Genomic DNA, 25,030 nt, shown 5'->3' with positions numbered 1-25,030 from the left:
GGGGGGGGGGGGGGGGGGGGGGGGGGGCGGGCGCCCCCCCCCCCCCACCTCCGGGGGGGGCTCGTGTAACTCGCCGCGGGCCCGGCATCCGGGGGGGGGGTCGCGGTGGTGGGGGCCGGCGACCGCGTCGATGTGGTGCACCACCCGCTGGTGCGGGTCGAGTGAACGGGTGACTCAGCCGAGGCCGCTGTTGATCGCGCTGACCAGTTCGCCGTTCGTGGTGTCACCGGAGAACTCCCAGAAGAACGCTCCTCCCAGGCTCTGGCTCTTCGCCCAGCTCATCTTGCCGCCGATGGTGGCCGGAGTGTCGTAACTCCACCAGTTCGCGCCGCAGTGGGCGTACGCCGTGCCCGCGATGGTGCCGTTCGCCGGGCAGGAGGCCTTGAGCACCTTGTAGTCCTCGATGCCCTGCTCGTACGTGCCAGGCGCCGGCCCGGTCGCCGAGCCCCCGGGTGTGGACTGGCTGACGCCCGTCCAGCCGCGCCCGTAGAAGCCGATGCCGAGCAGCAGCTCCCCGGCCGGGACGCCCTGGGCCTTCAGCTTGGCGATGGCGTCGGCCGAGTTGAACCCGGCCTGGGGGATGCCGGAGTACGAGGTGAGCGGCGAGTGCGGGGCGGTGGGCCCGTCCGCGTCGAAGGCGCCGAAGAAGTCGTACGTCATCACGTTGTACCAGTCGGAGTACGCGGCGGCACCCGCGTAGTCGGTCCTGTCGATCTTCCCGCCGCTGCTTGCGTCCGCCGTGATGGCCGCCGTGACCAGGTTGTTCGTACCGAACTTGGCCCGCATGGCCTGCATCATCGTCTTGAACGCGGACGGACCGCTGCTGTCGCAGGACAGGCCGCAGGCGTTCGGGTACTCCCAGTCCAGGTCGATTCCGTCGAAGACGTCGGCCCAGCGCGGGTCCTCGACCAGCTGGTAGCAGGACTCGGCGAACGCGGCCGGGTTCTGGACGGCCTGCGGGAAGCCGCCGGACCAGGTCCAGCCGCCGAAGGACCAGAGCACCTTGATGTGCGGGTAGGCCTTCTTCAGCTTGCGCAGCTGGTTGAAGTTGCCGCGCAGCGGCTGGTCCCAGGTGTCGGCGACACCGTCGACGGACAGGTCGGCGGTGTAGGCCCGGTCGTAGTCGGCGTAGGAGTCGCCGATGGTGCAGCGGCCGTTCTGGACGTTGCCGAAGGCGTAGTTGATATGGGTGATCTTCGCCGCGGAGCCCGAGGTGACCAGATTCTTGACATGGTAGTTCCGGCCGTACACGCCCCAGTTGGTGAAGTAGCCCAGCTTCACCTTGCCGCCGGGACCGGGTCCCGGGTCGGTGCCGCCGCCCGTGGTGCGTACGGCGCGGGTGCCGCTCATCGGGCCGGTCTGGTCGGCGGTGTCACGTGCCCGGACGGTGTACGAGTAGTCCGTTCCCGGGGTGAGTCCCGTGTTGGTGTAGGTCAGTCCGGTGACCGTCGCGATCTTCGTACCGCCGCGCAGTACGTCGTAGTTCCTGATGCCCTTGTCGTCGGTGGCGGCGGTCCAGCTCAGGGTCACCGAGGTGTTCGTTACGGCCGTCGCCGACGGTGTGCCGGGCGCGGACGGCGGATTGTCGCCGGGGACGCTGCCGCCGTCGCAGGAACCGCCGTTGACGCGGCAGTTGGACGGGGCGCCGGGACCGGCGCCATTGAAGCCGAAGGACACGGAGGCGCCGGGGGCGAGGCTGCCGTTCCAGCTCTTGTTCCGGGCCGTCCAGTGGGTGCCCGAGCTGGTGACATCGGCGTCCCAGGCTGTGGTGACCGAGGTGCCGGAGGGGAAGTCCCACTCGACGGTCCACGAAGTGATGGCGGTGGTGCCGGTGTTCCTCACCGTCCACTTGCCTTCGAAGCCGCTGCCCCAGTCCTGGGTCTTGGCGTAGGTGGCGGTGGCGGAGGCGGCGGCCTCGGCGGGGGTGGCGAGACCGACCATGGCGGCGAGCGGGAGTAGCAGGGCGGTGAGGCCCGCCGTCGCTCTCGATGCGAACCGTGCCCGTAGGCGGCCTCTGCCGCCGGGTCTGCTGGGGCTGCGGGTGCTGCGGGGGGAACTCGTACTCAAGGGAAGCTCCTCGATCGAGTGTGCGGACGGACCGGGGGAGGTGGTGCTCGTGTCCGTGCGGGCGCACCGCGAGGCTCACCGCGTGTGCGCCGTGCGGTGAGAGTAGGAAGGTCTGGACCAATCGTCAATAGGTCCAGACCACGTCCCGGAGCGGCTGCCTCCGCAGTGCGGTCAGATTCCCAACTCCTGCGCCAGCACCGCAGCTTGGACCCTGCTGCGCAACTCAAGCTTCCCCAGCAGCCGACTCACATGGGTCTTCGCGGTGGCCTCCGCCATATCGAGCCGCTGGGCGATCTCCGCGTTCGAAAGACCCTGCCCGATGCACGACAGCACCTCGCGCTCCCGCCGGGTCAGCACATCGAGCACCGAGGGATCCGGGGCGTCCGGCGACCGCACCGGAGCGGGGGCGGCGAACTCCGCGATCAGCCGCCGGGTCACCGCCGGGGCGATCAGGCCCTCGCCACGCGCCACCGTACGCACCGCGTCCAGCAGAGCGTCCGCCTCGGTGTTCTTCAGCAGGAAGCCGGCGGCCCCCGCGCGCAGTGCCCCGAAGACATACTCGTCGAGATCGAACGTGGTCAGTACGAGCACGTCCGCCAGGCCTTCGGACACCACCTGACGGGTCGCCGACACCCCGTCGAGCCGGGGCATCTGCACATCCATCAATACGACGTCCGGGCGCAGCTCCCGAGCCAGCCGCACCGCCTCCTCCCCGTCCGGGGCCTCCCCGGCGACCTCGATATCGGGGGCGCTGCCGAGGATCAGGACCAGCCCGGCCCGTACCGCGCTCTGGTCCTCCGCGACGACGACACGGATCACGGTGCTCACGCCGTTGGCTCCTTGTCCTTCTCCATGGGCAGCAGCGCCCGAACCCGCCAGACCTCCGGGCTCCGGGCTGGGCCCGCGACCGGTCCCGCCTCGAATTCCCCGCCCAGCAGGGCGACCCGTTCCCGCATCCCCACCAGACCCGCGCCAGACCCAGGCGCGCGTGGCCCGGGGCGCTGCCCGAAGGGGCTGGTCACGGTCACCGCCAGGGCGTTCCCCGGTTCCCCCGCGAGACGCACCGCGACCTCACCCGCCGCGGCGTGCTTCAGCGCGTTGGTCAGCGACTCCTGCACGATCCGGTACGCCGCCATCTCCACCGGCGCGGGCAGCGCCGCGGCCCCCTGACGGTCGTCGTACAGCGTGAACCGGAGCCCGCTCGGCTCGCCGTTCGACCGCGCCTGGGCGATCAGCGCGTCCACCGCGTCCAGTTTCGGGGCGGCGGCGGGTTCCTGGTCGCCCCCGCCGCTGTCCCGCAGCAGGCCGATCAGCCGGCGCATCTCGGACAGCCCGGCCACGCTGTTCTCCCGGATGACGGTGAGCGCCTGCCGGGTGGTCTCCGGCTTGTCCAGGGACAGCGCGGCGGTGGAGTGGATGGCGATCGCCGAGAGGTGGTTGGCCACCAGGTCGTGCAGCTCCCGCGCCATCCGGGCCCGCTCGGCGTTCACCGCCTGCGTACGGTCGATCTCGGCGAGCAGCGCGGTCTGTTCGGCGCGAAGCCGGGCGGCGTCGGCCGCCTCCCGGTGGTTGCGCACCAGCGCGCCGGTGGCGGCGGGCCCGAACGACACCAGCCCGATGACCAGACCGATCAGCAGGGCGTAGGGCTCCCGGTACCAGGCGATCAGCCCGATGGTCGCCGCGATGGTGACCAGCGCCGTCGAGTAGGGCAGCAGCCTGGCCATCGCGGGCGAGCCGTAGAGGACGGCCGCGTACACCAGGTCCGTGTACATCAGCAGGGTCACCAGGTTGCCGGGGGTCAGCAGCTCCAGCACCAGCGCGAGCGTGCCCACCGTGAGGGCCGTTCGCGGACTGGTCCGGCGCAGCAGCTCCATGGCGGCCATGGCCACCAGCGGGACCAGTGTGATCCAGCTCCCGTCGAGGGGGCGGACTCCGGCGTTGTTGTGCAGCCCGAGCGCCCACAGCAGCAGTCCGCCCGCGAGGCCGCAGACGGCGATCAGGACGTCGTCGCGGTGGGGGCGGGGGAGCGCGGGCAGGGGCATGGACCAATCTCAGCATGTCGGGAGCGGGGGGCGCACAGGCTGCGTCTTCGACGCCGGGATCACGGCCGGAGCCACGCTGCTCAGCCTGGGAGGCCCTTCCCTGACCTCGCCGCCGCGGCGTCCGTGGTGCCCGGCCCTCGCACCACGCCTGATACGCAGACTACTGAACCGGCGCCGGAGGGTGCGGCTGGGTCGGTAACCGACCCGTACCCCGGCGTCGCCGGCGGGCCCCCGGACATGATCGTGTATCCGGTCCTACCCGTACGAGGTGGGCCCTGGCACGAAGGCCCGCCAGACCTGGCTCTGACGGGCCGCAGTTCCCTTCGTGGGCCAGCACGGCGAAAACGCCGGGATGTCCCACCGTTCTTCCAGTCTGCGGGTGTTCGATCTTCCGACAATGGCCGGGTGACGGTACGTCGAGTGGCTGTGGCGGACGCGGTGCCGCTTCTGGGGCAGCTGCAGCGGTATTCGTGGCGCGGGGTGCGCGGTGACGTCGTGGCCGGGTTCGCGGTCGCGGTGACGCTGGTGCCGCAGGGGCTCGGGTACGGGCAGGTGGCCGACTTGCAACCGGTCGCCGGTCTGTACACCGCAGTAGGGGCGATGGTGGTCTTCGCCCTGGTGACCTCCACGCGGCTGGTGGCGGTCGGCCCGTCGTCGACCATGGCGATCATGACGTACGCGGCGGTGAGCGGCCGTGCGGGTGATGACGCCGACCGGGCGGCGGCGCTGGCGGCGTGTCTGGCGCTGATGACGGGTGCGCTGCTGTTGCTGCCCGGGCGGTTGCGGGGTCTGGCCACATTCATGTCGGGGCCGGTGGTGCTCGGTTACCTGGCCGGTACGGGCGTGCAGGTCATGGCCAGTCAGGTCGGCCATCTGCTCGGTGTGCCGACGCCCAGCGACCGTCCGATGGCCAAGCTGCGGGAGGTGCTCACCCAGCCGGATCAGGTGCAGGTCGTGACCGCCGTGGTGGGAATCTCTTCTTTGGTCGTGCTCGTCCTGCTGCGGAAGGTCTTCACCTCCGTTCCCGCTCTGCACGCCGTGCCGGCCACGCCGGTGGTGTGCGCTGCGGCGATTGCGGTGTCGGCCGGTGCGGGTCTCGCCGGGCACGGTGTGGCGATGACGGGCGAGATCTCCGGCGGTCTGCCCGTCCCCGCCTGGCCGGACGTCACGTGGGGGGACGTATGGGTGCTGCTGCCGGTGGCAGCCGGCATGGCCATGATCGCCTCCATCGAGGGGGTGGCTGTGCTTCGCCGGACCGCGGGCTCCACCGGGGCGGAGGTTTCGTTGGTCCGGGAGTCGGTGGCCATGGGCGCGGCGAGCGCGGGCGCGGGCCTTCTGGTTGGCTTCTCGCCTATGGCGAGCACCCAGCGCACCCTGTCGGCCCGTGGCGCCGGTGCCCGTTCACAGCTGTTCCAGCTGCTGTGCGCCGGCTTCGTGGTGGTCGGGCTGCTGACCACCGGGCCGGTGATCGGTCTGCTGCCGAAGGCGGTGCTGGCCGCGGTGGTCATGGTGTCGGCTGCGCACCTGATCGACGTCCCGGGCTTCAGACGGCTGTGGCAGGGCTGGCGCATGGAGGCAGTGCTCGCTCTGCTCGCCATGATCGCTGTCCTGGGCCTGGGAGTACTGCACGGGCTGCTGGTCGCGGTCGTTCTCGCCCTGCTGCAGCTGCTGCGCCGTGTGGCCTGGCCCCACGACGCGGTCCTCACCGTCACCGGCGACGGCACACCCCGGGAGGTGGCTCCCGGGGAGAGCGAAGCCGCCGACGTGCTGATCTACCGGGTGGATGCGCCGCTGTTCTTCGCCAACGCCAACCGCATCCATCAGAGGATCCTCACGCTGGCGGCGGCCCGGACGCAGTACCCGCGCCATGTGGTCCTGGACGCCGAGGCGGTCTTCTACGTGGACTCCACCGCAGCCCAGGTCCTGGCCCAGCTGACCGTCGATCTGCGGGCGCGCCAATGCGAGCTGGTGCTGGCCAGGACCCGTGGACAGGTCTTGGCCACCCTGCGTGCGAACCCCTATCGGGACGGTGCCACCAGTCGGCTGCGAGTCTTCTCCACCGTGCGTGAGGCATACGCGGCCCTGCGGACGCACTGACCATCACCTGCGGCGGCGAAATCACGGCGCCCGCAACGGCCGGTGGCCAGAGGGGCCGATTTGAAAGCAGCGCGGAGCCTGTGATCCGGCGACGCCGTCCGCGAGGGTGAGGCATTCGCCGGGTGGTCGGCGGGGTGACCCACCTCAGCGCAGGCCTTTGCTGACGGTCCTCGCTCGCTGGAGCCGTCGGGAAAAGCATGTCGTTCCACTTGGAATGCCGCACTGATATACCGTCAACAACCTGGGTCTGAGGCGTAGGCAAATGAGCGTGGCGAGAAGCCGGAGCGGACATGGTCGACGAGGCGTCCCCCGGCACCAAGCCGGAAGGAAAGCGCAAGCTGCCCGACATCGACCCGACTCTGCGAGCCACCGCCGCCGCATCAGTGGGTGGAACCCTGTTCATCTGGTGGCCCGCCTTTACATTGGGGGCGTACAACGCCATCTTCTTCGACAATGTGCTGTCCATCTGGGCGGTGGCAACGGCAGTGCTCCTCTCCGGTGCGCTGCTGCGTACCCGAGGTGCACTGCCCTGGGGCGGCTGGATCGCCCTGGCCGTACCCTCGGTCTGGATTCTCCTGGCCATCGTCGCGCCAAGAAGCCACGGCTACCCCTACCTTCATTACTTCGAGGCCGTGTTCACGCTGGCGGGAGCGCCGATGCTCACATGGCTGCTGTCGCGAATCCTGGTGCCGGACTATGCCGAGCTGCCCATGCGACAGCGTCTGGGAGCCGTTGCTGTCACGCTCGTCATCGGAGTGCTGGCCTTCCTGCTCGGTAAGTTCAACCCCCTTTTCCTCACGTGTTCCGACTTCGACGTGAGTGGAAACAACTCCCCTGGCGGCTGCGCCTCAGGGCCCGCGTTCAACAGGTGGTGACAAGCCGTCTCGCCAGCCGGCGATCGACTGGGGGCTGGACCTCACCCGGCCCACTGCGGATTGCCGATCGTCCTGTGCGCGCCGCCGTGTCGTCCTCCGCATGGGACGGGTGCGCTCCTCCACAATTCGCTGTGAGGCGGTCGTGTGCGTGCCCCGGGAGGTTTGACTGTGTCCGACGGTGAGCCGGCTTCCGGCTGCTGTATTCCCTCGCGGGCGGTTTCCCCCGCGGTCGCGCCGGTGGCCCGGTCATCGGCCGGGGACATGCTTCTGGTGGCGGCTGACGGCGGGCCATCCGACCGGGAGGGCATGGTATGCCTGACCGCCGCCACGTTCCTGATGGGTTCCCAGGGCCGCTGGACCGTCCCGGGTGATGGTGAGGGGCCGGTTCACGAGGTGTCACTCGCGCCGTACTGGATCGACATCTGTGTGGTCTCCAACGCCGACTTCGGAGCCTTCACGGCCGCCACGGGCTACGTGACGGAGGCCGAGCGGTATGGCTGGTCGTTCGTCTTCGCCGGGCTGCTGCCGCCCGGATTCCCCGACACCCGGGCCGTTGCCGCAACCCCGTGGTGGCGTCAGGTCCACGGGGCCTGCTGGCGGCATCCCGATGGCCCCGGCTCCGACCTCGCCGACCGTGCCGACCACCCCGTGGTGCACGTCTCCTTCAACGACGCCTCCACCTACGCCGCCTGGGCCGGCAAACGCCTGCCGACCGAGGCGGAGTGGGAGTACGCGGCCCGCGGCGGCCTGGAACAGGCCACGTTCCCCTGGGGCAACGACATCGAGCCCGGGGGCGAGCGGAGGATGAACGTGTGGCAGGGCCGTTTCCCCGACCACCACACCCGTCCCGACGGCTGGTACGGCACCGCTCCCGTGACCGCCTACCCGCCGGGAGGCCACGGCCTGTACAACGCCTGCGGCAATGTCTGGGAGTGGTGCGCCGACTGGTACGCGCCGACCTACTACGCCCGCAGCCCGCGCGAGAACCCCACCGGTCCCGCGTTCGGCATCGCCCGAGTGATCCGCGGCGGCTCGTACCTGTGCCACGCGTCCTACTGCCGCCGCTACCGGGTGGCCGCCCGCAGCTCCAGCACCCCGGACAGCAGCACCGGCCACCAGGGCTTCCGCTGTGCCGCGGACGCCGGTCCCTTCGACGCTCCCTGACGGGGTCGCCGCGCCGCCCAGGTCGGCACGAAGAGGCCGCGCCTCCCCAGCCTGTCACTGCGGGCCGGGGAGGCGCGGCATCGTCACGGTGTCAGTCCCTGTGGAACATGCCGGTGAGTTCCTTCTCCACATCCGAGAAGGCCTCTCCACTGACATCCACGACCACCTGGCGGATGGTGCCGCCGAGAAACTCGAAGGGAGTCTCGTAATCGCCGGAGACCGGCTGGCTGTCGTCCCGGCCGACCGCGAGTCCTTCCCCGACCAGGGAGAAGTTACCCGGCTGGGTCCTGATATCGGCCTCGGCGACCCGGCGCTCGTCGACGTAGAGGGTGAGAGTGCCGTGACTGCTGCCCTGATCGTCCCGCTCCTGTGCGCGGAACACGGCGGAGAAGGTGTGGTCCCCGGTGCCGACCGGATCCGGGGAGCTGACCTTCTGCTCCTCGCGGCCGAGCCAGTTGTAGACGTAGTGCAGCCGCCCGTCCAGCAGGTACATGCTGTGCCCGCCGAAACGCCCGCCGTGTGAGAACAGCACGCCGCGGGCCTCAGGGGTGTCCAGGCGCGTCTCGGCGACGATGGTGTAGGAGCGGCCGCGGATATTCACCGCTACCGCCTCGGGCACGGCCGCGCAGCCCGGGTAGTAGACGTACCGGTCACGCGGCTTGGACAGCTGCGGCCTGGGCGTGTTCAGGATCTCCACCGGGCTGCGGTCGTCCAGCGGCAGACCGTGGTATTTGGCGGCCTCGTCCGACCACATGCGCTTGAGCTCCTCAAGCTTCTCCGGATGTTCCGCGGCCAGGTCCCTGTTCTCCGAACGGTCCTCGCGCAGGTTGTACAGCTCCCAGCTGTCTTGTTCGAAGTGGCTCCAGTCGGAGGGCGCCGGGGGATGCGCGGTCGCCGCATGCCAGCCGTCGTGCCAGATGCCGCGGGTGCCGAGCATTGTGTAGAACTGCGTCTGCCGCGGTTCGGGCGATCGGGCGTCCTCGATCACCTGGCGGAAGCTGGCGCCCTCGACCGGATTCTGTGTGACGCCCTTGACCACGTCCGGGGGCTGGATGCCGAGCAGGTCGTAGACGGTCGGCACGATGTCGATCGCGTGCACGTACTGGTGCCTGACCTCGCCCTTGTGCTTGATGCCCGTGGGCCAGGCGATGATCATCGGGTCGGCGATTCCGCCCTCGTACGACACCCACCGCTTCCAGTACTTGAACGGGGCATTGAAGGCCCACGCCCATCCTGTGGGGTAGTGGTTGTATGTCTTCGGGCTGCCCATCGCGTCGAGGTGGCGCAGGTTCTCGGCGATGTCATCGGGGACGCCGTTGAAGAAGTTGTTCTCGTTCATCGACCCGTTCGGGCCGCCCTCGGCGCTGGCGCCGTTGTCGGAGACGGCGACGATGATGGTGTTCTCCAGCTGCCCGGACTCCTCCAGGTAGTCCAGCAGGCGGCCGATCTGCGCGTCGGTGTAGGAGACGAACCCGGCGAAGACCTCGGCCATCCGGGCGAACAAGCGCTTCTCGTCGGCGCTCAGTGTCTCCCACGGGCGGACGAAGTCCGTGGCCGGCCACGGCTGCCCCTGAGGCCCGGTGGCCTCCGGCTCGCCGTGCGGATTGATCGGTGTGAGCTCGGTGCCCTCGGGCAGGACGCCCAGCTCGATCTGCCGCTGCAGGGTCGTACGACGGTACACCTCGTAGCCGTCGTCGAACTTCCCCGCGTACCGGTCGGCCCACTCCTTGAAGATGTGGTGCGGCGCGTGGCCCGCACCGGGGCAGAAGTAGGTGAACCAGGGCTTCTCCGGGGCGATGACCTTGGCGTCGCGGACGAACTGGATCGTCCGGTCCACCAGGTCCTTCGACAGGTGATAGCCCTGCTCCGGAGGGTAGGGCGGCTCGACGGGGTGGTTGTCGTAGACCAGGTCGGGGTAGTACTGGTCGGCTTCGCCGCCGAGGAAACCGTAGAACCGTTCGAACCCGCGGCCCAGCGGCCAGTGCCGCTTCGAGGAAGCCATGTTCGCCTCGTCCGACGGGCACAGATGCCACTTGCCCAGGGCGTACGTGTTCCAGCCGCGCTCGACCAGCACCTCCGCCAGGCTGGCGTTCTCGAACGGGATACGCCCGTTGGAGCCCGGGAAGCCGCTGGTCATCTCCGCCACGCAGGCCATACCGTTGCTGGTCGCGTTCCTCCCGGTCAGCAGGCACGACCGCGTCGGTGAGCAGAGCGCCGTGGTGTGGAAGTTGGTGAACTTCACCCCCATCTCGGCGATCCGGCGCATCGCCGGCGTCTCCACCAGCCCACCGAAGACGTCGAACGTGCCGAAGCCGACGTCGTCCCACACCAGGTACAGCACGTTCGGCGCGCCGTCGGGGGCCTGCGGCTGCTTGTACGGCTCCCAGTCCGGCACCGACTGCCGGATGTCCTCCTGGATCACGCCCTTGAACGGAACAGCCATCCTTGGTGTCTCCTCAGCGCTACATGGTGACGGTCTGTGACGAGGGAATCGTCCCCCGCCGAGGAGGACCGGTAGACCGGAGCGGACAGCACGTCATTCCATTGGCGGTACCCGCTGTCGCGGACGTCCCTCGGCCAGGCCACGATGAACCGCGGCGGAGTGCTGAAGCGACAGCTCCCGGAAGGGCCGGACCACCATGAAGTACCAGCTGCGGCCCGAAGACCTCGGATTCCTCGACCGCGCCCCCTTCCGGCGAACCTGCACCGGCGAACTCAGGGCACCGGCCGAAGCGGTCTTCGAGCAGCTCGCCGTCCACCCGGAGCACTGGCCCCGCTGGTTCGCGCCGGCCGACGACGTGCACTTCGTGGGAGCGCCTCCGTACGGTGTGGGAGCCACACGCTACTTCCGGCTGTACCGCGTCGTCCGCGCCCACGAACGGATCACCGCGTGGGATCCCGGTCGGCGCTTCGCCTACCGCGTCGAGGAAACGAACGCCCCCGGCGTCACCGCGATGATGGAGCAGTGGCTCCTCGAGCCCACGTCGGACGCGACGACCGCCGTCAGCTGGACCCTGGCCGTCGACAGCCGTCCCCCCGTCCACCTGCTGCTGCGCGCAGGTCAACGCCATATCGACCAGCTCTTCCGCAAGGCGATGCCACGACTGGAAGGCTTGTGCGACCGACCCTGACCCGCGGCGCCTGTCCCACACCCGGGCCCGGTAGACGGCCTGGTCCCGGAGATGCTCGCCGGCGCCCTGCCCGGCATCGCGCTCGCCTCGCACACCAAGCGCGAGGTGTACCCCCGAAACCGTCGCCGGACCCACGCCGACTTGACCGCCCTCCGGGTCGGTGAAGTCCCTGGGCCCAGCCTCGCGCTCCCTGAACGAGCGCAAAAGGTGAACAAGGGCCTAGGAAGACGGTACGGACCCTGCCTCGATCCGGCGGACGAAGCAGGGGGCGGCGCCGGTACATCAAAGGGTGCAGTGCGGGTTCCTCCGGCACGCCGACGATTCGGGCGGGCGCGGCGCTGACGATGGAGAGGAACCGAGGAGAGGAAGCACCACCGTGGTCGTGACGTTGATCGTGATCTGCGAGATCGGATTCTGGGTGCTGTTGGCAGCGGGTCTGTCAGCGCGCTATCTGCTGAAGATGCCGAGGACCGGTCTCGCGATCCTCCTCTGCGAGCCACTCCTTGAGCTCGTTCTGTTCGCCGTCACGGCGCTCGACCTCAAGAACGGCGCCGACCCGAGCCTCAGGCACGGGATCGCCGCGCTCTACATCGGCTACACCGTGGGCCACGGCCACCGCACCATCAAGTGGCTCGACGGACACGCCGCCCACCGCTTCGCCGGCGGCCCGCCGCCCGTGAAGCCGCCAAGGGGCGGGATGGCGCGGGTCAGGCACGAGGCCAGGCTGTGGCTGGGCACCCTGATCGGCGCGGCGGTCGCCACGGTGCTGCTGCTGCTCGCCATCTGGTACGTGGGCGACCCGGCGAGGAGCGGCTCCTTGTGGGAGTGCGTGTACGCCGCGTGGCGGGCGGCGGGCATCCACGGTCTGATCGTCCTGAGCTACGCGCTCTGGCCGAAGAAGGCACAGGACAGCGGGCGTTCCGGGCGGGAGGCGGCGGCGCGGGACGCCGCGTAGGGACAAGCGGTGGGGGTCGGCTCGGGCCGGCCCCCACCGTCCTGCCGGTTCAGCGTTCGCCGCCAGGCACCCACAGGATGTCGCCGATCTCCTTGTTCGCCGTCCGGGCGAGGATGAAGAGCAGGTCCGAGAGGCGGTTGAGGTATGTCGCCGTCAGCATGTTCATCGTCTCGCCGTGCACCTCCAGAGCGGCCCAGGTCGAGCGCTCCGCCCGCCGTACCACCGTGCACGCCTGGTGCAGCAGCGCCGCGCCCGGCGTGCCGCCCGGCAGGATGAACGAGCGGAGCTTCTCCAGGTCCGCGAGGAAGCGGTCGCAGTCCGCCTCCAACTTGTCGACATACGACTGCTCCACCCGCAGCGGCGGGTACTCGGGGTTCTCCACGACCGGCGTGGACAGGTCGGCGCCGACGTCGAAGAGGTCGTTCTGGACCCGGAAGAGGACCTTGACGACCTCGTCCGGAAGCTGCCCGAGCGCGATGGCTGTGCCGATGACGGCGTTGGCCTCGTTGGCGTCGGCGTACGCCGAGATCCGCAGATCGGTCTTGGCGGTTCGGCTCATGTCGCCGAGCGCCGTCGTGCCCTTGTCACCGGTGCGGGTGTAGATGCGCGTCAGATTGACCATGGGGCCAGCCTAGGCCGCCGACGGCCCGCTCACGCGTCGGCCCTCGGAGCCGTTACTCCTGGGGCGCGAGGTGCTTGAGTGATCTTGGAGTACGCCGTACGGCCGTCGCGCTGACCCCGTCCGATGTGATGTCCGTCATCTGAGACGTGACGCGCATCTCTTCATGGCCACATGGCTCCTCACGAGCGCTAACCTCCGGCCGAGAGCCGAAAAATACACGTGTTTTAAGGGGTGTGGCAGTGGCCAGGAAGCTCGCCGTCATCGGGGCCGGACTCATGGGGTCCGGAATCGCGCAGGTCTCCGCCCAGGCGGGCTGGGAGGTCGTGCTGCGCGACGTCACCGACGAGGCGCTGACCCGCGGCACCGACGGCATCAAGACGTCGTTCGACCGGTTCGTCGCCAAGGGCAAGCTGGAGGCGGCGGACGCCGAGGCGGCGCTCGGGCGTATCACGACGACCACCGATCTGGACGCGGTCGCCGACGTGGACATCGTCGTCGAGGCGGTGTTCGAGAAGCTTGAGGTCAAGCACGAGATCTTCCGGGCGCTCGACAAGCTCGTACGGGACGACACCGTGCTCGCCTCGAACACCTCCGCCATTCCGATCACGAAGATCGCCGCCGTGACGGACCGCCCGGAGCGGGTCGTGGGCGCGCACTTCTTCTCGCCCGTGCCCATGATGCAGCTCTGCGAGCTGGTGCGCGGCTACAAGACAAGTGACGAAACCCTCGCCATCGCTCGCGAGTTCGCCGAGTCCGTGGGGAAGACCTGCATCGTCGTGAACCGGGACGTCGCCGGTTTCGTCACCACCCGGCTGATCTCGGCGCTCGTGGTCGAAGCCGCCAAGCTCCAGGAGTCGGGCGTGGCGACCGCCGAGGACATCGACATCGCCTGCAAGCTGGGCTTCGGCCACGCCATGGGCCCGCTGGCCACGGCCGACCTGACCGGCATCGACATCCTGATGCACGCGACCAGCAACATCTACACCGAGTGCCAGGACGAGAAGTTCGCACCGCCGGAGCAGATGCGCCGGATGGTGGACGCGGGTGACATCGGCCGCAAGAGCGGGCAAGGCTTCTACACGTACTGATCGGGCAGCTGACCGCGCGGCCCTGTGCGCTTTCACTCTGGCGGGTGAATTCGGTATCGGTTCGCTTACAGACGGCAACTACTCTGCCTGTACGGCAGTCAGTTGTTGCAACAACAAATCCGTGGACAGTCATGAGGCGGTCACACGGACAGCGGTACGGCACAGGGCCGCGCGGGCGGCGCGGCGACCGCGCGCGGCACGGCACAACAGCAGGACAGCAGAGAGATCTGACGGACCCACGCACTCTCGGGGAGCGCATATGCACATCAGGGGCGACCACGCCGAGCTGGTCGTCGGGGGCCGCCTCGACGTCCGCAGCGCGGCGGACGCCCGTACGGTCCTGCACGCGGCGGTCGACCGTGGCGTCGGCGACCTCGTGCTCGACCTGAGCGATCTCGACTCCTGGGACGCCACCGGACTCGGGGTCATCATGGGTGCGCACAGACGGGCGGGCCGCTGCGGCCGGCGGCTCGTGCTGCGCGGTGTACCCCCGCAGATGCAGCGCCTTCTCGTCGCCACCCGGCTGCATCGCATTCTGGCCATCGAGGGCGGGATCGCCGCGGAGTCCCTGCCGCGCGTCTGAGCCGGACCGTTTCCATGCCGCCGTACCGGGCGGATGGCGGACGCACAATCCTCACGAGAACGTGACCTCCCGGCGTCCTGCGGAGACGGCGATTCCGCGATAATTTCCGACGGTCTTGGGTTCGGCCGACCGCCGGTGCGGAACCCCTGCGATATGCGCCGCGGCCACCCGGTTCCGGCGCAGGGCACCGACAGGCACCGAACCGGAAGCGAGCGGAGCGTGCAGACAGACCGCCAGGTCCTGTCCGGACCTGGGGACTTCCGCACAGACGCCATCTGGGGGGCTTGAACCTTGGACCCGATACACCAGAGGCCGCACCAGCACGGCCGCGACGACGACAGCGCCGACCATGTCGACAACGATGGCGTCGACAACACAGGCACGGACGACGTCGGCACCCGCGGGGCCGACGGGGCCCATGCAGACGACCTTGCCCATCCGGCCGACGGGGCGCACGAAGACGACCGTGCCCATCCTGCCGACCAGGCGCGTGAAGACGACCGTGCCCATCCGGCCGACCAGGCGCACGGATCCGCCGGCGACCGCAGGCCCGCTCCCGCACAACGCCCGCCTCGTGACGCCATCTCCCCCGAGCTCGCCCAGAAAGCGCCCGCCCCCGTACGGACCATCACGCTCGTCACCGGCGATCTGCTGCTCACCGTCAATCCCATCGACGGCAGCGAGATCGAAGCCCTCCCACCGGGGAGCGTGCCGTCTCCGGGGGCCGGGCTCCACAGCGCCGCCCGGCGCAGCGCCTCGGCCCGCGAGGAACTGCGGATCGCCGCGCGTCCCCCGGTGCCCGCGGGACCTGCCGTCCCGACCGTGCCGCTGTTCGAACGCGGCGAGGTGCGCGAGCGGCTCGTACGCCTGCTCAGCCGGGGCCGTTCGGTCCGGCTCACCGGCCCGGCCGGATCCGGCCGGACCACGCTCGTCGACGTGGTCGCCGAGGACTGCGAGAACCTCGCACCCGACGGCGTCGTCCGGCTCTCCGGCCAGGGCCGTACAGCCATCGAACTGCTCCATGAACTCTCCGCCGCCGTCCACGAGCCGCCGCCGCACCGCCCCGACCGGACGCGGCTGCTCGAACTGGTCAGGGAAGCCGCAGCCGTCGTCGTCATCGACGACCTCGAACTCGGCGGCAGCGCCCTGGACGAGCTGCTCGACGCCACGCCCGAGTGCGCCTACCTGCTCGCCGTGACGCCCGATGTGCCCGCGCCCTCGGTGGAGTCGGCCATCGAAGAGGTCTTCCTCCCGGGGCTCGGCCGAAGCACCGCCCTCCAACTGCTGGAGCACATCGCCGAGCGTCCGCTCACGGACGACGAGGCGAACTGGGCGGGCGACCTCTGGTTCGAGTCCGAGGGCAGGCCGCTGCGATTCGTCCAGGCCGGGGCGCTGCTTCGGCAGCGGGACGCCCGGCGTGTCACGGATCCCGCACCCCTCGACAACGGCACGGATGACGACGCCGACGAGGAGAGCGTCTTCACCGACACCCACCCCACCCCGCTGCCCGGCCTCGGTGACGCCGCCGCGCCCGCTCCGCTGCTCGCCTCCCGGCTCAGCGAGTCCGCGCGCGAGACACTGCGCTTCGCCGTGGCGCTCGGTGGGGAGGTGCCGCATCAGGCCCATCTCCCGGCGCTCGTCGGCGACACCCATGCGGACGCCGCCGTCGGCGAGCTGACGCGCTGCGGACTGCTGACACCCGTCGGCCCGCGCTACCGGCTGGCATCGGGCGTGCCCGCCCAACTGGAGGCCGCGGGCTACGGGGAGGGCGCGCTGGACCGCGCCCGTACCGCGGCGCGGCACTATGCCTGGTGGGCCGCCCACCCTTCCGTCCTGCCCGGGCGGGTGGTGGCCGAGGCGGAAGCCGTGCTGGCCGCGACGACCCTCCTGGTGCAGTCGGGCGAACCGGCGGACGCGTCGGCGGCGGTGCTCGCCGCGCGCAGCGTCGCGCCCGCCTACGCCGCGGGGCTGCACTGGGGAGCCTGGGAAAGGGCCCTGAGGGCCGGCCAGGAAGCGGCCCGCGTCTCGGGTGAGGTCGCGCAAGAGGCGTACTTCCACCATGAGCTGGGCGTGCTCGCGCTCTGCTCGGGCAACGCGGACCGGGCCCGCGCCGCACTCGAAGCCTCCATCGCGCTGCGTGGCGCGCTCGCCGACAAGAGCGGGACGGTGGTCGGACGCCGTGCGCTCGCCCTGGTCGCGGACCGCTTCCGCGGTACCGCGGACACGCCTGGCGAGGGAATCCCGGACATCCGTCCCGACGAGTCCGGGTCCCCGACCCCGAAGCCGGGGAAGATACGACTGCCGGGGCAGTCGGCGGAGACGCTGGTCACCCATCTGGACCGGTCGGCACCGGGGGGATCCGGAGGCCGGCGCCGCACGATCCTGTCCGGTGCCCGCCGCAACGCGGTCGCCGCCGGGGCGGGTGTGCTGCTGGTCGTGGCGCTCGGCACGGCCGTGGCCCTGAGCACGGGATCCGACGGCGACCGGCCGGCGCAGCGGGTGACGAACGAGCAGCCGGCGACCGAAGACGACACGGTCGAGGGCCTGATCGGGGACCAGCCGACCGACGGCGCGACCCCGAGCCCGGGCGGAACGGACGACGCGTCACAGTCTGCGGCCCCCGAGCCGTCGCAGCAGGCCCGTCCCGGCGAGAGCGCCTCACCCAGCCGTTCGTCCACACCGGACAGGGAGCCCTCGGCATCCGGCGGCGGTACGGGCTCGGACGGCGGAGCCTCGTCCTCGGGCGGCGGGAACACCTCCGGAGGGGGCTCGTCGACGACCGGCGGCGGTGGCACCCCCTCACCGTCGACCACGGGCGGCGGTTCGCCCTCACCGTCCGGCGGTACGTCCGGTTCGCCGTCCCCGACGACGACCGGCGGCAGCGGCTCACCCTCGCCGTCGACCGCGGGCACGACATCCGGATCCCAGACGTCGGGCGCCACGACCGCCGGCGGTGCCACCTCCGGTACGACGAGCGCCGGGGTGGATGCCGGTGGCGCCGGCAGCGACGATGTCGCCGGCACGGGTTCCGAGGGAACCTCGGCCGCGTAGAGGCATAGCGGGCCCTTGGGTTGCTCCCCCTTGCCGAGATGCTCGGGGGATCGGCCCAAGGGCCCGGTGCCAGGCCTCCGGCCCTCAGAACAGGCGGAGCTTGTCGTCCTCGATGCCGCGTAGCGCGTCGTAGTCCAGCACCACGCACCCGATGCCCCGGTCGGTGGCCAGGACACGGGCCTGGGGCTTGATCTCCTGGGCCGCGAAGACCCCGCGGACCGGGGACAGATGCGGGTCGCGGTTGAGCAGCTCCAGATAGCGCGTCAACTGCTCGACCCCGTCGATCTCGCCGCGCCGCTTGATCTCGACCGCCACGGTCGCCCCGTCCGCGTCACGGCACAGGATGTCCACCGGACCGATGGCCGTGGGGTACTCGCGGCGGATCAGGCTGTAGCCGTCGCCGAGCGTCTCGATACGGTCGGCGAGGAGCTCCTGGAGGTGCGCCTCCACGCCGTCCTTGATGAGCCCGGGATCCACACCGAGTTCGTGGGACGAGTCATGGAGGATCTCCTCCATGGTGATGATCAGTTTCTCGCCTGCTTTGTTGATCACCGTCCATACGTGCTCCGCGCCGTCGGCGCCCTCCTTCAAGGTGCAGGGAGGGGACATCCAGTTGAGCGGTTTGTACGCGCGGTCGTCGGCGTGGATGGAGACACTGCCGTCGGCTTTGATCAGGATCAGCCGGGGTGCGGAGGGCAGATGGGCGGTGAGCCGGCCCGCGTAGTCCACGGAACATCGGGCAATGACGAGACGCATGGTCGGCAACGCTACTCGACGCACCGGCCCCCGCGCGATTCCGCCCCGGGCCCCGGGGCACCCCCGGCCCGCGCCGCCCTCCTCGCCACCCGCGCCCGGGGTGCGTCCCGGGCATTCGCCGGCCCGTGCCGCCCGCCCCAGCGGCGTGCGCCCTGCGCACTGCGGCCCGCGCTGCTCTGCTTCCAGCCACTCACCGTCCTGCCTGCGGCAGCTCTCCTGCCTCCCCCGAGCCCCCCTCGTGCACGTCCCTACGGGTCGCCCCTCTTGTCCCCTTACGTTATTGGCCGGTTGTGCTCCCATTCTCCTGGTGCGGACCAGGCAGCACGCCTAACGTGGGAGCAGGAGGTTGTCGGTCGCGCACTCTGCGTCGTCAAGATCGGCCATTCGCGGTCAGCGTCGATCGCCCGGTCGGCAGGTCCTCCTGCTTCCCTGCCCGTAAGACCCCGGTACCCCGGGGTCGCGAGAGGAGAACCCATGTCGCTCGACGTCTCACCGGCGCTGTTGGAACAGGCCGAGCGAGGCGAGGTCGACGAAGCCGCCTTCGTCGACTGCGTCCGGACCTCCCTGCCCTTCGCATGGGAGATGATCAGCTCTCTGGTGGCTCAGCTGAAGGTGGACGGCGGCGACTTCGCCGACAACCAGACGCCGCCGCCGGACGAGCAGGCACGTGGTCAGCTGCTGCGCGCACTCGCGAGTGACGCCATCCGGGGGGCCCTTCAGCGGCACTTCGGGGTACGGCTCGCGTTCCAGAACTGCCACCGCGTCGCGGTGTTCCCACTGGACCCCTCGGTGGATGAGCGGCTCGCCCGCTTCACCTCTCCCCGGGCCCAGTTGCTCAACCAGTCGCCCGAACTGCGCGACTGCTGATGTCTTTTGCTGCTGATCCGCACCACCGGACAGGGCCCGGAAGCCACCTGAGCCATGAGATCACGGAGCACGGAGCGGCAGCACTCGCCAGAGAGACGGGCTGGCGACGCGGGTGTGTGGGCCGTACGCCGTGTACGGCCCACACCTTCAGCTCAGCAGCGGGAGCACCTCGGCGCCCAGTCGGCGTACGTTCTCCTCTGTCGTGGCCAGATCCCCGGATCCCTCGACAAGGAGCGCGAAGCGGCTGATGCCCGTACGCTCCGAGGTCGCCGCCAGCCGGTCGGCGGCCAGCTTCGGGGTGCCCACGGGGTGCAGCCCGCAGAGGAGTTCGGTGTACGCCACGGGGTCCCGCATGGAACGCTGCCGCCCGTCCACCGTGACGTGGGCGTCGAGACCCTTCTTCAGCCATCCGGGCATGGCCTTCATCAGTGTCTCCTCCGCCTCCGCGTGGCTGTCGGAGATCTGCGCCACTCCGGCCGACACATGCCCGGCGCGCGCGATGTGCTCCGGCGTGTGCCCGGCGGTGCGCGCGTGCCTGCGCCACAGTGCGACCATGTCCGCCTTGTCCTCGTCGCCGGAGTGCATCCCGAGCAGCATCGGCAGTCCGTGCTCGGCGGCGAGCCGGACGCTGGCCGGCGACGTACAGGCGACGACGACCTCGGGCCCCTCGGCGCTGCCGCCGTCGGCGTCCAGCAGCTCGTCGGGGCGCGGGACGACGGGGACCTCGCGGAAGGCGAACCGCTCACCGTCGGCCGCCACGCGAGGTTCCCGCAGCCAGCGCAGCAGCAGGTCGAGGGACTCCGGGAAGCCCTGCTCGTACGCCCCGAGTCCGGACCCGAACACCTCCAGGTCGACCCAGGGCCCGCCCCGGCCCACACCGAGCGAGAAGCGCCCCCCGGAAGTGAGGTGCAGCAGCGCCGCCTGCTCGCCGAGAGCCACCGGATGGACGGTGGGCAGCACACTCACCGCCGTGCCCACCCTGATCCGCTCGGTGCGCCCCAGCAGCAGTGCGGCCAGGGTCACGGCCGACGGGCACACCCCGTACGGCACGAAGTGGTGCTCGGCCAGCCACACCGCGTCAAGTCCGGCCGCCTCCGCGACCTCAGCCGACCGCACCGCCCGGTGCAGTGCCTCCCCCTGTCCTTGGCCCGGAAACTGGGCCCCCAGTACAAATGCTCCAACGCGCATCGCCTTATGCCTCCTTGCGGCCGACGCGGCATTCCCCCCACACGGGCAATAACGTCTGACACGTGCCAAAGGCACGGCCACGCGAGAAGTTGTTGCGATTTTCCGCTAACTGGCCCTTGCGGGTGCCGAGCCACCTCGCCGTATGGAGCGCCTACCCATCGGCATGACCCGTAGGCTGGAGGAGCAACGTCCGGTCTGTCCCATGAGGTGTTACGTGTCTCCGCGCCGCAACCGCCCCCGTGACGGCGAGAAGCCGATCGACCACGCCGGTGACGCAGGCACCCGCTACGGCGGGATGCAGCAGACCGAGAGCTGGCAGGGCGAGGACTGGTGGGTGCGCCATGTCGCAGGAGCGAGCTCGGTGGGCAAGCACTACCGCTGCCCCGGGTGCGACCAGGAGATCCCCTCGGGGGTGCCGCATGTGGTGGCCTGGCCGGAGCTCGGGGGAGTAGACGACCGCCGCCACTGGCACAAGGCGTGCTGGAACGCGAAGGACCGGCGCACCGCGCGGGTGCACCGGCCCCGTAACGCCCCCCGGTACTGAGCCGGGGGCTGTTACGCGTCGCGGTTGTGCAGGCTGGCGAAGGCTCCCGCCAGGACGACGCCGGTCACCCCGAGCATGATCCACAGCGGCTCCCAGCCCTGGGGGCCGTCGGGGCCGATGTCACCGTAGAGCGCCACGATCTGGCTAGGGATCGAGTAGTTCAGCAGCCAGTTCTGGAGGTCCGCCAGGCGCTGGGACATCATGAACATGGCCGAGACCAGGGGCAGCAGCATCACACCGACCATCACGGTGATCGCGCCGGCCGAGTGGCGGATGATCGTCCCGAGGGACAGCCCGAGCAGCCCGAGCAGCGCGACGAACGCCCCGACGCCGACTGTCGAGCGTAGCCACTCACCAACGCCGGCCGACGGCGCGCTCACCAGGCCCGTCAGGATCAGCCCGGCGAATGCCGAGGTCAGCGCCGTGATCACAAAGACCAGAGCGAAGAACACGATCGCCTTGGCCGCCAGCACCCGCTCCCGGGTGGGGCAGGCCGTCAGGGTCGTACGGATCATTCCCGTACCGAATTCGGACGCGATGGTGAGCACACCCAGGGTGATGACGCAGAGCGAACCCAGCAGCACACCGAAGAAACCGAAGCCCAGGGCCGACGCCTCCTGCTCCACGCCGCCCTCGGCGCCGGCGCCGGCGGCGAGGACGCCGATGGACAGAGCCGAGCCGATGATCAGCATGATCATCACACCGAGGGTCCACATGGTGGAGCGCACGGAACGGATCTTGGTCCACTCGGAGGCGATGGCGTCACCCAGGTGGGCCTTGCGCACCGGAATGGGTGACGCGTAGGAGGCGCCCGGCTGCTGATAAGGGGCGGGGGCGGTCATCGGGAGTCCTCGGGCTGCTTCGGGGTGGACGCGGGCGCGGGTACGGCTGCCTGCGGCTGGGCCGCCGTATGCGGGTTCTGTCCGGGCGGCGGCGGGGCGTACCAGCCCTGCTGCGGCACCTCCGGAACCACCACAGGCTCCACCCCCGGGACATAACCGGGCGGCGGAAGCTGCATCAGCCCCGCCTTCTGGTCGTCCGTCGAGCGGTAGTCCACGGCGCTCTGCGTCATTCGCATATACGCCTCTTCCAGCGACGCCTGGTGCGGTGACAGCTCCCACAGCCGCACGTCCGCGCCGTGTGCCAGGTCGCTGATCGCGGACAGCGGGAGGCCCATCACCCGCAGCGCGCCGTCCTTCTCCGGCATGACCTGCGCGCCGGCCTCGCTGAGCACCGCCGTCAGCTTCTCCCGCTGCTGCGGTTCGGCGTCGGGGGTACGCACCCGGGCGAAGCCGGCCGAATTCGCCGCGATGAAGTCCTTGACGCTCATGTCAGCGAGGAGCTGACCGCGCCCGATCACGATCAGATGGTCGGCCGTGAGCGCCATCTCGCTCATCAGGTGGGAGGAGACGAAGACCGTGCGCCCCTCGGCCGCCAGTGACTTCATCAGGTTGCGGACCCACAGGATGCCCTCGGGGTCCAGACCGTTGACGGGCTCGTCGAAGAGCAGCACCTGGGGATCGCCGAGCAGGGCGGCGGCGATACCGAGCCGCTGCCCCATGCCCAGCGAGAACTCGCCCGAGCGCCGTTTGGCGACATGCTGGAGGCCGACGACACCCAGCACCTCGTCCACCCGGCGGGCCGGGATCCCGGCAAGCTGGGCGAGCGACAGCAGATGGTTGCGCGCGCTCCGTCCCCCGTGCACCGCCTTGGCGTCCAGCAGCGCCCCGACCAGCCGGGGCGCGTTCGGCAGCTGCCGGAACGGATGGCCGCCGATCGTGATCCGGCCGGACGTCGGTTTGTCCAGGCCGACGATCATGCGCATCGTCGTGGACTTGCCAGAGCCGTTGGGTCCGAGGAAACCGGTGACGGCGCCGGGCCGCACCTGGAAGGACAGGTTGTGCACCGCCGTCTTGGCGCCGTAGCGCTTCGTCAGGCCGATTGCCTCGATCATTCTCCAGCCCCATCGACAGTCAGGTCGTCGGGGCCCGGGCCGGAGCAGGCCGCACGACCCCCGTAAGAGTTAGGAGGATAACCAGCCCTTGACGGTTCCAGCCAAAGGTTGCCGTTCCGTCACGCGTCGCGTGTCTTCAGAACCCCGTACCCACCGAGCAGCGCAGCCACCACCCACAGCACCATGATGCCGAAACCGCCCCAGGGCCCGTACGGCGCCGGCTCACTGCCCATCGCGTCCGGAAGCACCTGCATGATCTTGGAACCGGCCTGGTCGGGGAAGTACCTGGCCACGTCCTTCGCGTACGGCACGACCGACAGGATCCCGGAGATCAGGAAGAAGAAGGGCATCAGGATGCCGAGCGAAAGGACCGAGCTGCGCAGCATCGCCGCCACGCCCATCGAGAACAGCGCCATCAGGGTCATATAGAGCCCGGCGCCGACCACTGCCCGCAGCACGTTCTCCTCGCCCAGACCCGTGCCGTTCTCGCCCAGCAGCGCCTGTCCGAGCCAGAACGTGAGGAAGCTGGTCGCCATACCCACCACCAGCGCCAGCCCGCCCGCCACGGCGATCTTGCTGAACAGGAAGGTGGCACGCTGCGGTACGGCCGCGAGCGAGGTGCGGATCATCCCCGAGCTGTACTCGGTGCTCACCACCAGCACGCCGAAGACGACCATCGCGAGCTGCCCGAGCACCATCCCGGAGAAGCTGATCAACGTCGGGTCGAAGGTGGCCCGCTCGGCTGCGGGCATGTCCCCCATGTTCGCGGCTGTCAGCGCGCAGAGCCCGGCGCTCAGGGCGACCGTCACCACGAACGCGCTCACCAGGGTCCAGGTGGTGGAGGCCACCGTGCGGATCTTGGTCCATTCGGACTGGAGGACGGCGGATGCCGCTGCCATGGTTCAGGCTCCCTTGTCGCGCGGAGCCCACTGCGGGGCGCCGGTTCCCGTTGCGGTCGGCTGCGCGTGGTACTCCACGACGCTCGCCGTCATCTGCATGAACGCCTCTTCCAGCGAGGCCCGCTGGGCGCTGAGTTCATGCAGCACGATGCGGTGCTCAGCGGCCAGCTCACCGATCTTCTCGATGGCGGCGCCGTCGATCTCCAGCGTGCCGTTGCCCGCCTCGATCGCGGTGAGGCCCTGTCCGTGGAGCATGTCCCGCAGCCTCTCCTGTTCCGGGGAGCGCAGCCGCACGAAACTCCGGGAGTTCTGCTGGATGAAATCGGCCATCGACGTGTCCGCGAGCAGTTTGCCCTGTCCGATGACGATCAGATGGTCCGCGGTGAGAGCCATTTCGCTCATCAGATGCGAGGAGACGAAGATCGTCCGCCCCTCGGACGCGAGCAGCTTCATCAGATTGCGGATCCAGTGAATTCCCTCGGGATCCAGTCCATTGACGGGCTCGTCGAAGAGCAGCACCCGGGGGTCCCCCAGCAGCGCGGAGGCGATTCCCAGCCGCTGCCCCATACCCAGCGAGAAACCCTTGGACTTCTTCTTGCCGACCGCGGTCAGACCGACGAGATCGAGCACTTCCGACACCCGGCTGCTCGGGATCCGGTTCGACTGCGCGAGGCACAGCAGATTGTTGTACGCGGTACGCCCGCCGTTGAACGCCTTGGCGTCGAGCAGCGCACCGATGTATTTCAGCGGCTCCTGAAGGTCGCGGTAGTGCTTGCCGTCGATCCGGACCGTCCCGCTTGTGGGGTTGTCCAGATCCAGCATCATGCGCATCGTCGTGGACTTGCCCGCCCCGTTGGGTCCGAGGAAGCCGGTGACGACCCCCGGCTGGACCCGGAACGAGAGCTGGTCGACGGCGACCTTGGCGCCGAAGCGCTTGGTGAGACCCTCTAGCTCGATCATGCGTTCACGCTAAAGGTGTGCGCTGACCTGCGCCACTGTATTGAAGTAACAGAACGCTACGGTTCGCTGCCGTGAGAATGGCGGGAAATCGCCCCTGGTGGCCTGTGGGTGCGAACGCCCGTGCCCGGGCGGCCGCGCCGCCGCCGGGGGGGGCCCGTTATATAGAAACGCGGCGCGCGCCCCCCCC

General features: G+C 70.0%; 21 protein-coding genes. 10 read left to right on the top strand and 11 right to left on the bottom strand.

From position 1 onward, the window contains the following. Positions 1 to 174: 174 nt before the first annotated feature. From ACFWI9_RS23725 to ACFWI9_RS23715, 3 genes are all read right to left on the bottom strand, one after another. Positions 175 to 2,067, bottom strand: coding sequence for a glycosyl hydrolase family 18 protein (locus ACFWI9_RS23725; RefSeq protein ID WP_387164941.1), 1,893 nt, complete (start codon positions 2,065 to 2,067; stop codon positions 175 to 177). Positions 2,068 to 2,238: 171 nt separating this feature from the next. Then, positions 2,239 to 2,886, bottom strand: a complete 648-nt coding sequence (locus ACFWI9_RS23720) for a response regulator (protein ID WP_387164943.1) — start codon at positions 2,884 to 2,886, stop codon at positions 2,239 to 2,241. A 5-nt stretch (positions 2,887 to 2,891) separates the two neighbouring features. Then, the gene (locus ACFWI9_RS23715; protein ID WP_387164939.1) at positions 2,892 to 4,109 is read right to left on the bottom strand and encodes a sensor histidine kinase; all 1,218 of its coding nucleotides are present in this window, start codon (positions 4,107 to 4,109) and stop codon (positions 2,892 to 2,894) included. 405 nt (positions 4,110 to 4,514) lie between these two features. Here ACFWI9_RS23715 and ACFWI9_RS23710 point away from each other — a divergent pair, with 405 nt between their 5' ends. The 3 genes from ACFWI9_RS23710 (at position 4,515) to ACFWI9_RS23700 (ending at position 8,245) form a co-directional block, all read left to right on the top strand. Further along, the gene (locus ACFWI9_RS23710; RefSeq protein ID WP_387164937.1) at positions 4,515 to 6,206 is read left to right on the top strand and encodes a SulP family inorganic anion transporter; all 1,692 of its coding nucleotides are present in this window, start codon (positions 4,515 to 4,517) and stop codon (positions 6,204 to 6,206) included. 290 nt (positions 6,207 to 6,496) lie between these two features. Continuing rightward, positions 6,497 to 7,081 (top strand): hypothetical protein, encoded by a 585-nt coding sequence (locus ACFWI9_RS23705; protein WP_387164935.1) that lies wholly within the window; start codon positions 6,497 to 6,499, stop codon positions 7,079 to 7,081. A 237-nt stretch (positions 7,082 to 7,318) separates the two neighbouring features. Further along, the gene (locus ACFWI9_RS23700; protein WP_387164933.1) at positions 7,319 to 8,245 is read left to right on the top strand and encodes a formylglycine-generating enzyme family protein; all 927 of its coding nucleotides are present in this window, start codon (positions 7,319 to 7,321) and stop codon (positions 8,243 to 8,245) included. Positions 8,246 to 8,336: 91 nt separating this feature from the next. On the opposite strand, the gene ACFWI9_RS23695 is transcribed toward ACFWI9_RS23700, so the two are convergent. Beyond that, a complete protein-coding gene (locus ACFWI9_RS23695; RefSeq protein ID WP_387164931.1) occupies positions 8,337 to 10,688 on the bottom strand; it encodes a sulfatase-like hydrolase/transferase in 2,352 nt (783 codons plus the stop codon). A gap of 196 nt (positions 10,689 to 10,884) precedes the next feature. Between ACFWI9_RS23695 and ACFWI9_RS23690 the strand changes: the two genes are divergently transcribed. After that, positions 10,885 to 11,376, top strand: coding sequence for an SRPBCC family protein (locus ACFWI9_RS23690; RefSeq protein ID WP_387164929.1), 492 nt, complete (start codon positions 10,885 to 10,887; stop codon positions 11,374 to 11,376). A gap of 376 nt (positions 11,377 to 11,752) precedes the next feature. After that, on the top strand, positions 11,753 to 12,331 hold the full coding sequence (locus ACFWI9_RS23685) for a hypothetical protein (protein ID WP_387164927.1): 579 nt from the start codon (positions 11,753 to 11,755) through the stop codon (positions 12,329 to 12,331). Positions 12,332 to 12,380: 49 nt separating this feature from the next. On the opposite strand, the gene ACFWI9_RS23680 is transcribed toward ACFWI9_RS23685, so the two are convergent. Then, positions 12,381 to 12,953 (bottom strand): cob(I)yrinic acid a,c-diamide adenosyltransferase, encoded by a 573-nt coding sequence (locus ACFWI9_RS23680; RefSeq protein WP_387164925.1) that lies wholly within the window; start codon positions 12,951 to 12,953, stop codon positions 12,381 to 12,383. Between the two features lie 239 nt (positions 12,954 to 13,192). Here ACFWI9_RS23680 and ACFWI9_RS23675 point away from each other — a divergent pair, with 239 nt between their 5' ends. The 3 genes from ACFWI9_RS23675 to ACFWI9_RS23665 all read left to right on the top strand — a co-directional run bounded on the left by ACFWI9_RS23675 (position 13,193) and on the right by ACFWI9_RS23665 (position 17,675). Continuing rightward, positions 13,193 to 14,041, top strand: coding sequence for a 3-hydroxyacyl-CoA dehydrogenase family protein (locus tag ACFWI9_RS23675; RefSeq protein ID WP_387164923.1), 849 nt, complete (start codon positions 13,193 to 13,195; stop codon positions 14,039 to 14,041). Positions 14,042 to 14,300: 259 nt separating this feature from the next. Next, entirely contained in the window at positions 14,301 to 14,624 is a 324-nt protein-coding gene (locus tag ACFWI9_RS23670) for an STAS domain-containing protein (RefSeq protein ID WP_338673002.1), read from the top strand. A 291-nt stretch (positions 14,625 to 14,915) separates the two neighbouring features. After that, complete coding sequence (locus ACFWI9_RS23665) at positions 14,916 to 17,675, top strand: ATP-binding protein (RefSeq protein WP_387164921.1); 2,760 nt, start codon at positions 14,916 to 14,918, stop codon at positions 17,673 to 17,675. A gap of 84 nt (positions 17,676 to 17,759) precedes the next feature. Here the strand turns inward: ACFWI9_RS23665 and nucS are convergent, their stop codons facing one another. Continuing rightward, the gene (nucS, locus tag ACFWI9_RS23660) at positions 17,760 to 18,431 is read right to left on the bottom strand and encodes an endonuclease NucS (protein ID WP_387164919.1); all 672 of its coding nucleotides are present in this window, start codon (positions 18,429 to 18,431) and stop codon (positions 17,760 to 17,762) included. 474 nt (positions 18,432 to 18,905) lie between these two features. Between nucS and ACFWI9_RS23655 the strand changes: the two genes are divergently transcribed. Beyond that, positions 18,906 to 19,298 (top strand): SCO5389 family protein, encoded by a 393-nt coding sequence (locus ACFWI9_RS23655; protein ID WP_338673005.1) that lies wholly within the window; start codon positions 18,906 to 18,908, stop codon positions 19,296 to 19,298. 147 nt (positions 19,299 to 19,445) lie between these two features. Here the strand turns inward: ACFWI9_RS23655 and ACFWI9_RS23650 are convergent, their stop codons facing one another. Further along, a complete protein-coding gene (locus ACFWI9_RS23650) occupies positions 19,446 to 20,486 on the bottom strand; it encodes an LLM class flavin-dependent oxidoreductase (protein WP_387164917.1) in 1,041 nt (346 codons plus the stop codon). Between the two features lie 214 nt (positions 20,487 to 20,700). On the opposite strand from ACFWI9_RS23650, the gene ACFWI9_RS23645 reads away from it, so the two are divergent. Then, entirely contained in the window at positions 20,701 to 21,030 is a 330-nt protein-coding gene (locus ACFWI9_RS23645; protein WP_387164915.1) for an ATP/GTP-binding protein, read from the top strand. 11 nt (positions 21,031 to 21,041) lie between these two features. Here the strand turns inward: ACFWI9_RS23645 and ACFWI9_RS23640 are convergent, their stop codons facing one another. The 4 genes from ACFWI9_RS23640 to ACFWI9_RS23625 form a co-directional block, all read right to left on the bottom strand. Then, positions 21,042 to 21,872 carry an ABC transporter permease subunit gene (locus ACFWI9_RS23640; RefSeq protein ID WP_387164913.1) on the bottom strand — a complete coding sequence of 277 codons (831 nt, stop codon included), beginning with the start codon at positions 21,870 to 21,872 and terminating at the stop codon, positions 21,042 to 21,044. After that, positions 21,869 to 22,984 carry an ABC transporter ATP-binding protein gene (locus tag ACFWI9_RS23635; protein WP_387164911.1) on the bottom strand — a complete coding sequence of 372 codons (1,116 nt, stop codon included), beginning with the start codon at positions 22,982 to 22,984 and terminating at the stop codon, positions 21,869 to 21,871. The genes ACFWI9_RS23640 and ACFWI9_RS23635 overlap by 4 nt, the downstream gene beginning before the upstream one ends. A 119-nt stretch (positions 22,985 to 23,103) precedes the next feature. Further along, positions 23,104 to 23,883: an ABC transporter permease gene (locus ACFWI9_RS23630; RefSeq protein WP_387164909.1), complete on the bottom strand. Its 780-nt coding sequence runs from the start codon at positions 23,881 to 23,883 to the stop codon at positions 23,104 to 23,106. A gap of 3 nt (positions 23,884 to 23,886) precedes the next feature. After that, positions 23,887 to 24,843 carry an ATP-binding cassette domain-containing protein gene (locus ACFWI9_RS23625; RefSeq protein ID WP_387164907.1) on the bottom strand — a complete coding sequence of 319 codons (957 nt, stop codon included), beginning with the start codon at positions 24,841 to 24,843 and terminating at the stop codon, positions 23,887 to 23,889. Between the last annotated feature and the right edge of the window lie 187 nt (positions 24,844 to 25,030).

It is taken from the genome of Streptomyces sp. NPDC127084, from assembly GCF_042724175.1.
Taxonomy (GTDB): Bacteria; Actinomycetota; Actinomycetes; order Streptomycetales; family Streptomycetaceae; genus Streptomyces.
This window is presented reverse-complemented; position numbering and strand designations above follow the sequence as displayed.

What these genes read in the sequence shown, in the direction of transcription:
- ACFWI9_RS23715 (WP_387164939.1), bottom strand. Translation starts at nt 4,109, where the DNA reads ATGCCCCTGCCCGCGCTCCCCCGCCCCCACCGCGACGACGTCCTGATC.
- ACFWI9_RS23705 (WP_387164935.1), top strand. Translation starts at nt 6,497, where the DNA reads ATGGTCGACGAGGCGTCCCCCGGCACCAAGCCGGAAGGAAAGCGCAAG.
- ACFWI9_RS23695 (WP_387164931.1), bottom strand. Translation starts at nt 10,688, where the DNA reads ATGGCTGTTCCGTTCAAGGGCGTGATCCAGGAGGACATCCGGCAGTCG.
- ACFWI9_RS23690 (WP_387164929.1), top strand. Translation starts at nt 10,885, where the DNA reads ATGAAGTACCAGCTGCGGCCCGAAGACCTCGGATTCCTCGACCGCGCC.
- ACFWI9_RS23680 (WP_387164925.1), bottom strand. Translation starts at nt 12,953, where the DNA reads ATGGTCAATCTGACGCGCATCTACACCCGCACCGGTGACAAGGGCACG.
- ACFWI9_RS23670 (WP_338673002.1), top strand. Translation starts at nt 14,301, where the DNA reads ATGCACATCAGGGGCGACCACGCCGAGCTGGTCGTCGGGGGCCGCCTC.
- nucS (WP_387164919.1), bottom strand. Translation starts at nt 18,431, where the DNA reads ATGCGTCTCGTCATTGCCCGATGTTCCGTGGACTACGCGGGCCGGCTC.
- ACFWI9_RS23655 (WP_338673005.1), top strand. Translation starts at nt 18,906, where the DNA reads ATGTCGCTCGACGTCTCACCGGCGCTGTTGGAACAGGCCGAGCGAGGC.
- ACFWI9_RS23650 (WP_387164917.1), bottom strand. Translation starts at nt 20,486, where the DNA reads ATGCGCGTTGGAGCATTTGTACTGGGGGCCCAGTTTCCGGGCCAAGGA.
- ACFWI9_RS23640 (WP_387164913.1), bottom strand. Translation starts at nt 21,872, where the DNA reads ATGACCGCCCCCGCCCCTTATCAGCAGCCGGGCGCCTCCTACGCGTCA.
- ACFWI9_RS23635 (WP_387164911.1), bottom strand. Translation starts at nt 22,984, where the DNA reads ATGATCGAGGCAATCGGCCTGACGAAGCGCTACGGCGCCAAGACGGCG.
- ACFWI9_RS23630 (WP_387164909.1), bottom strand. Translation starts at nt 23,883, where the DNA reads ATGGCAGCGGCATCCGCCGTCCTCCAGTCCGAATGGACCAAGATCCGC.
- ACFWI9_RS23625 (WP_387164907.1), bottom strand. Translation starts at nt 24,843, where the DNA reads ATGATCGAGCTAGAGGGTCTCACCAAGCGCTTCGGCGCCAAGGTCGCC.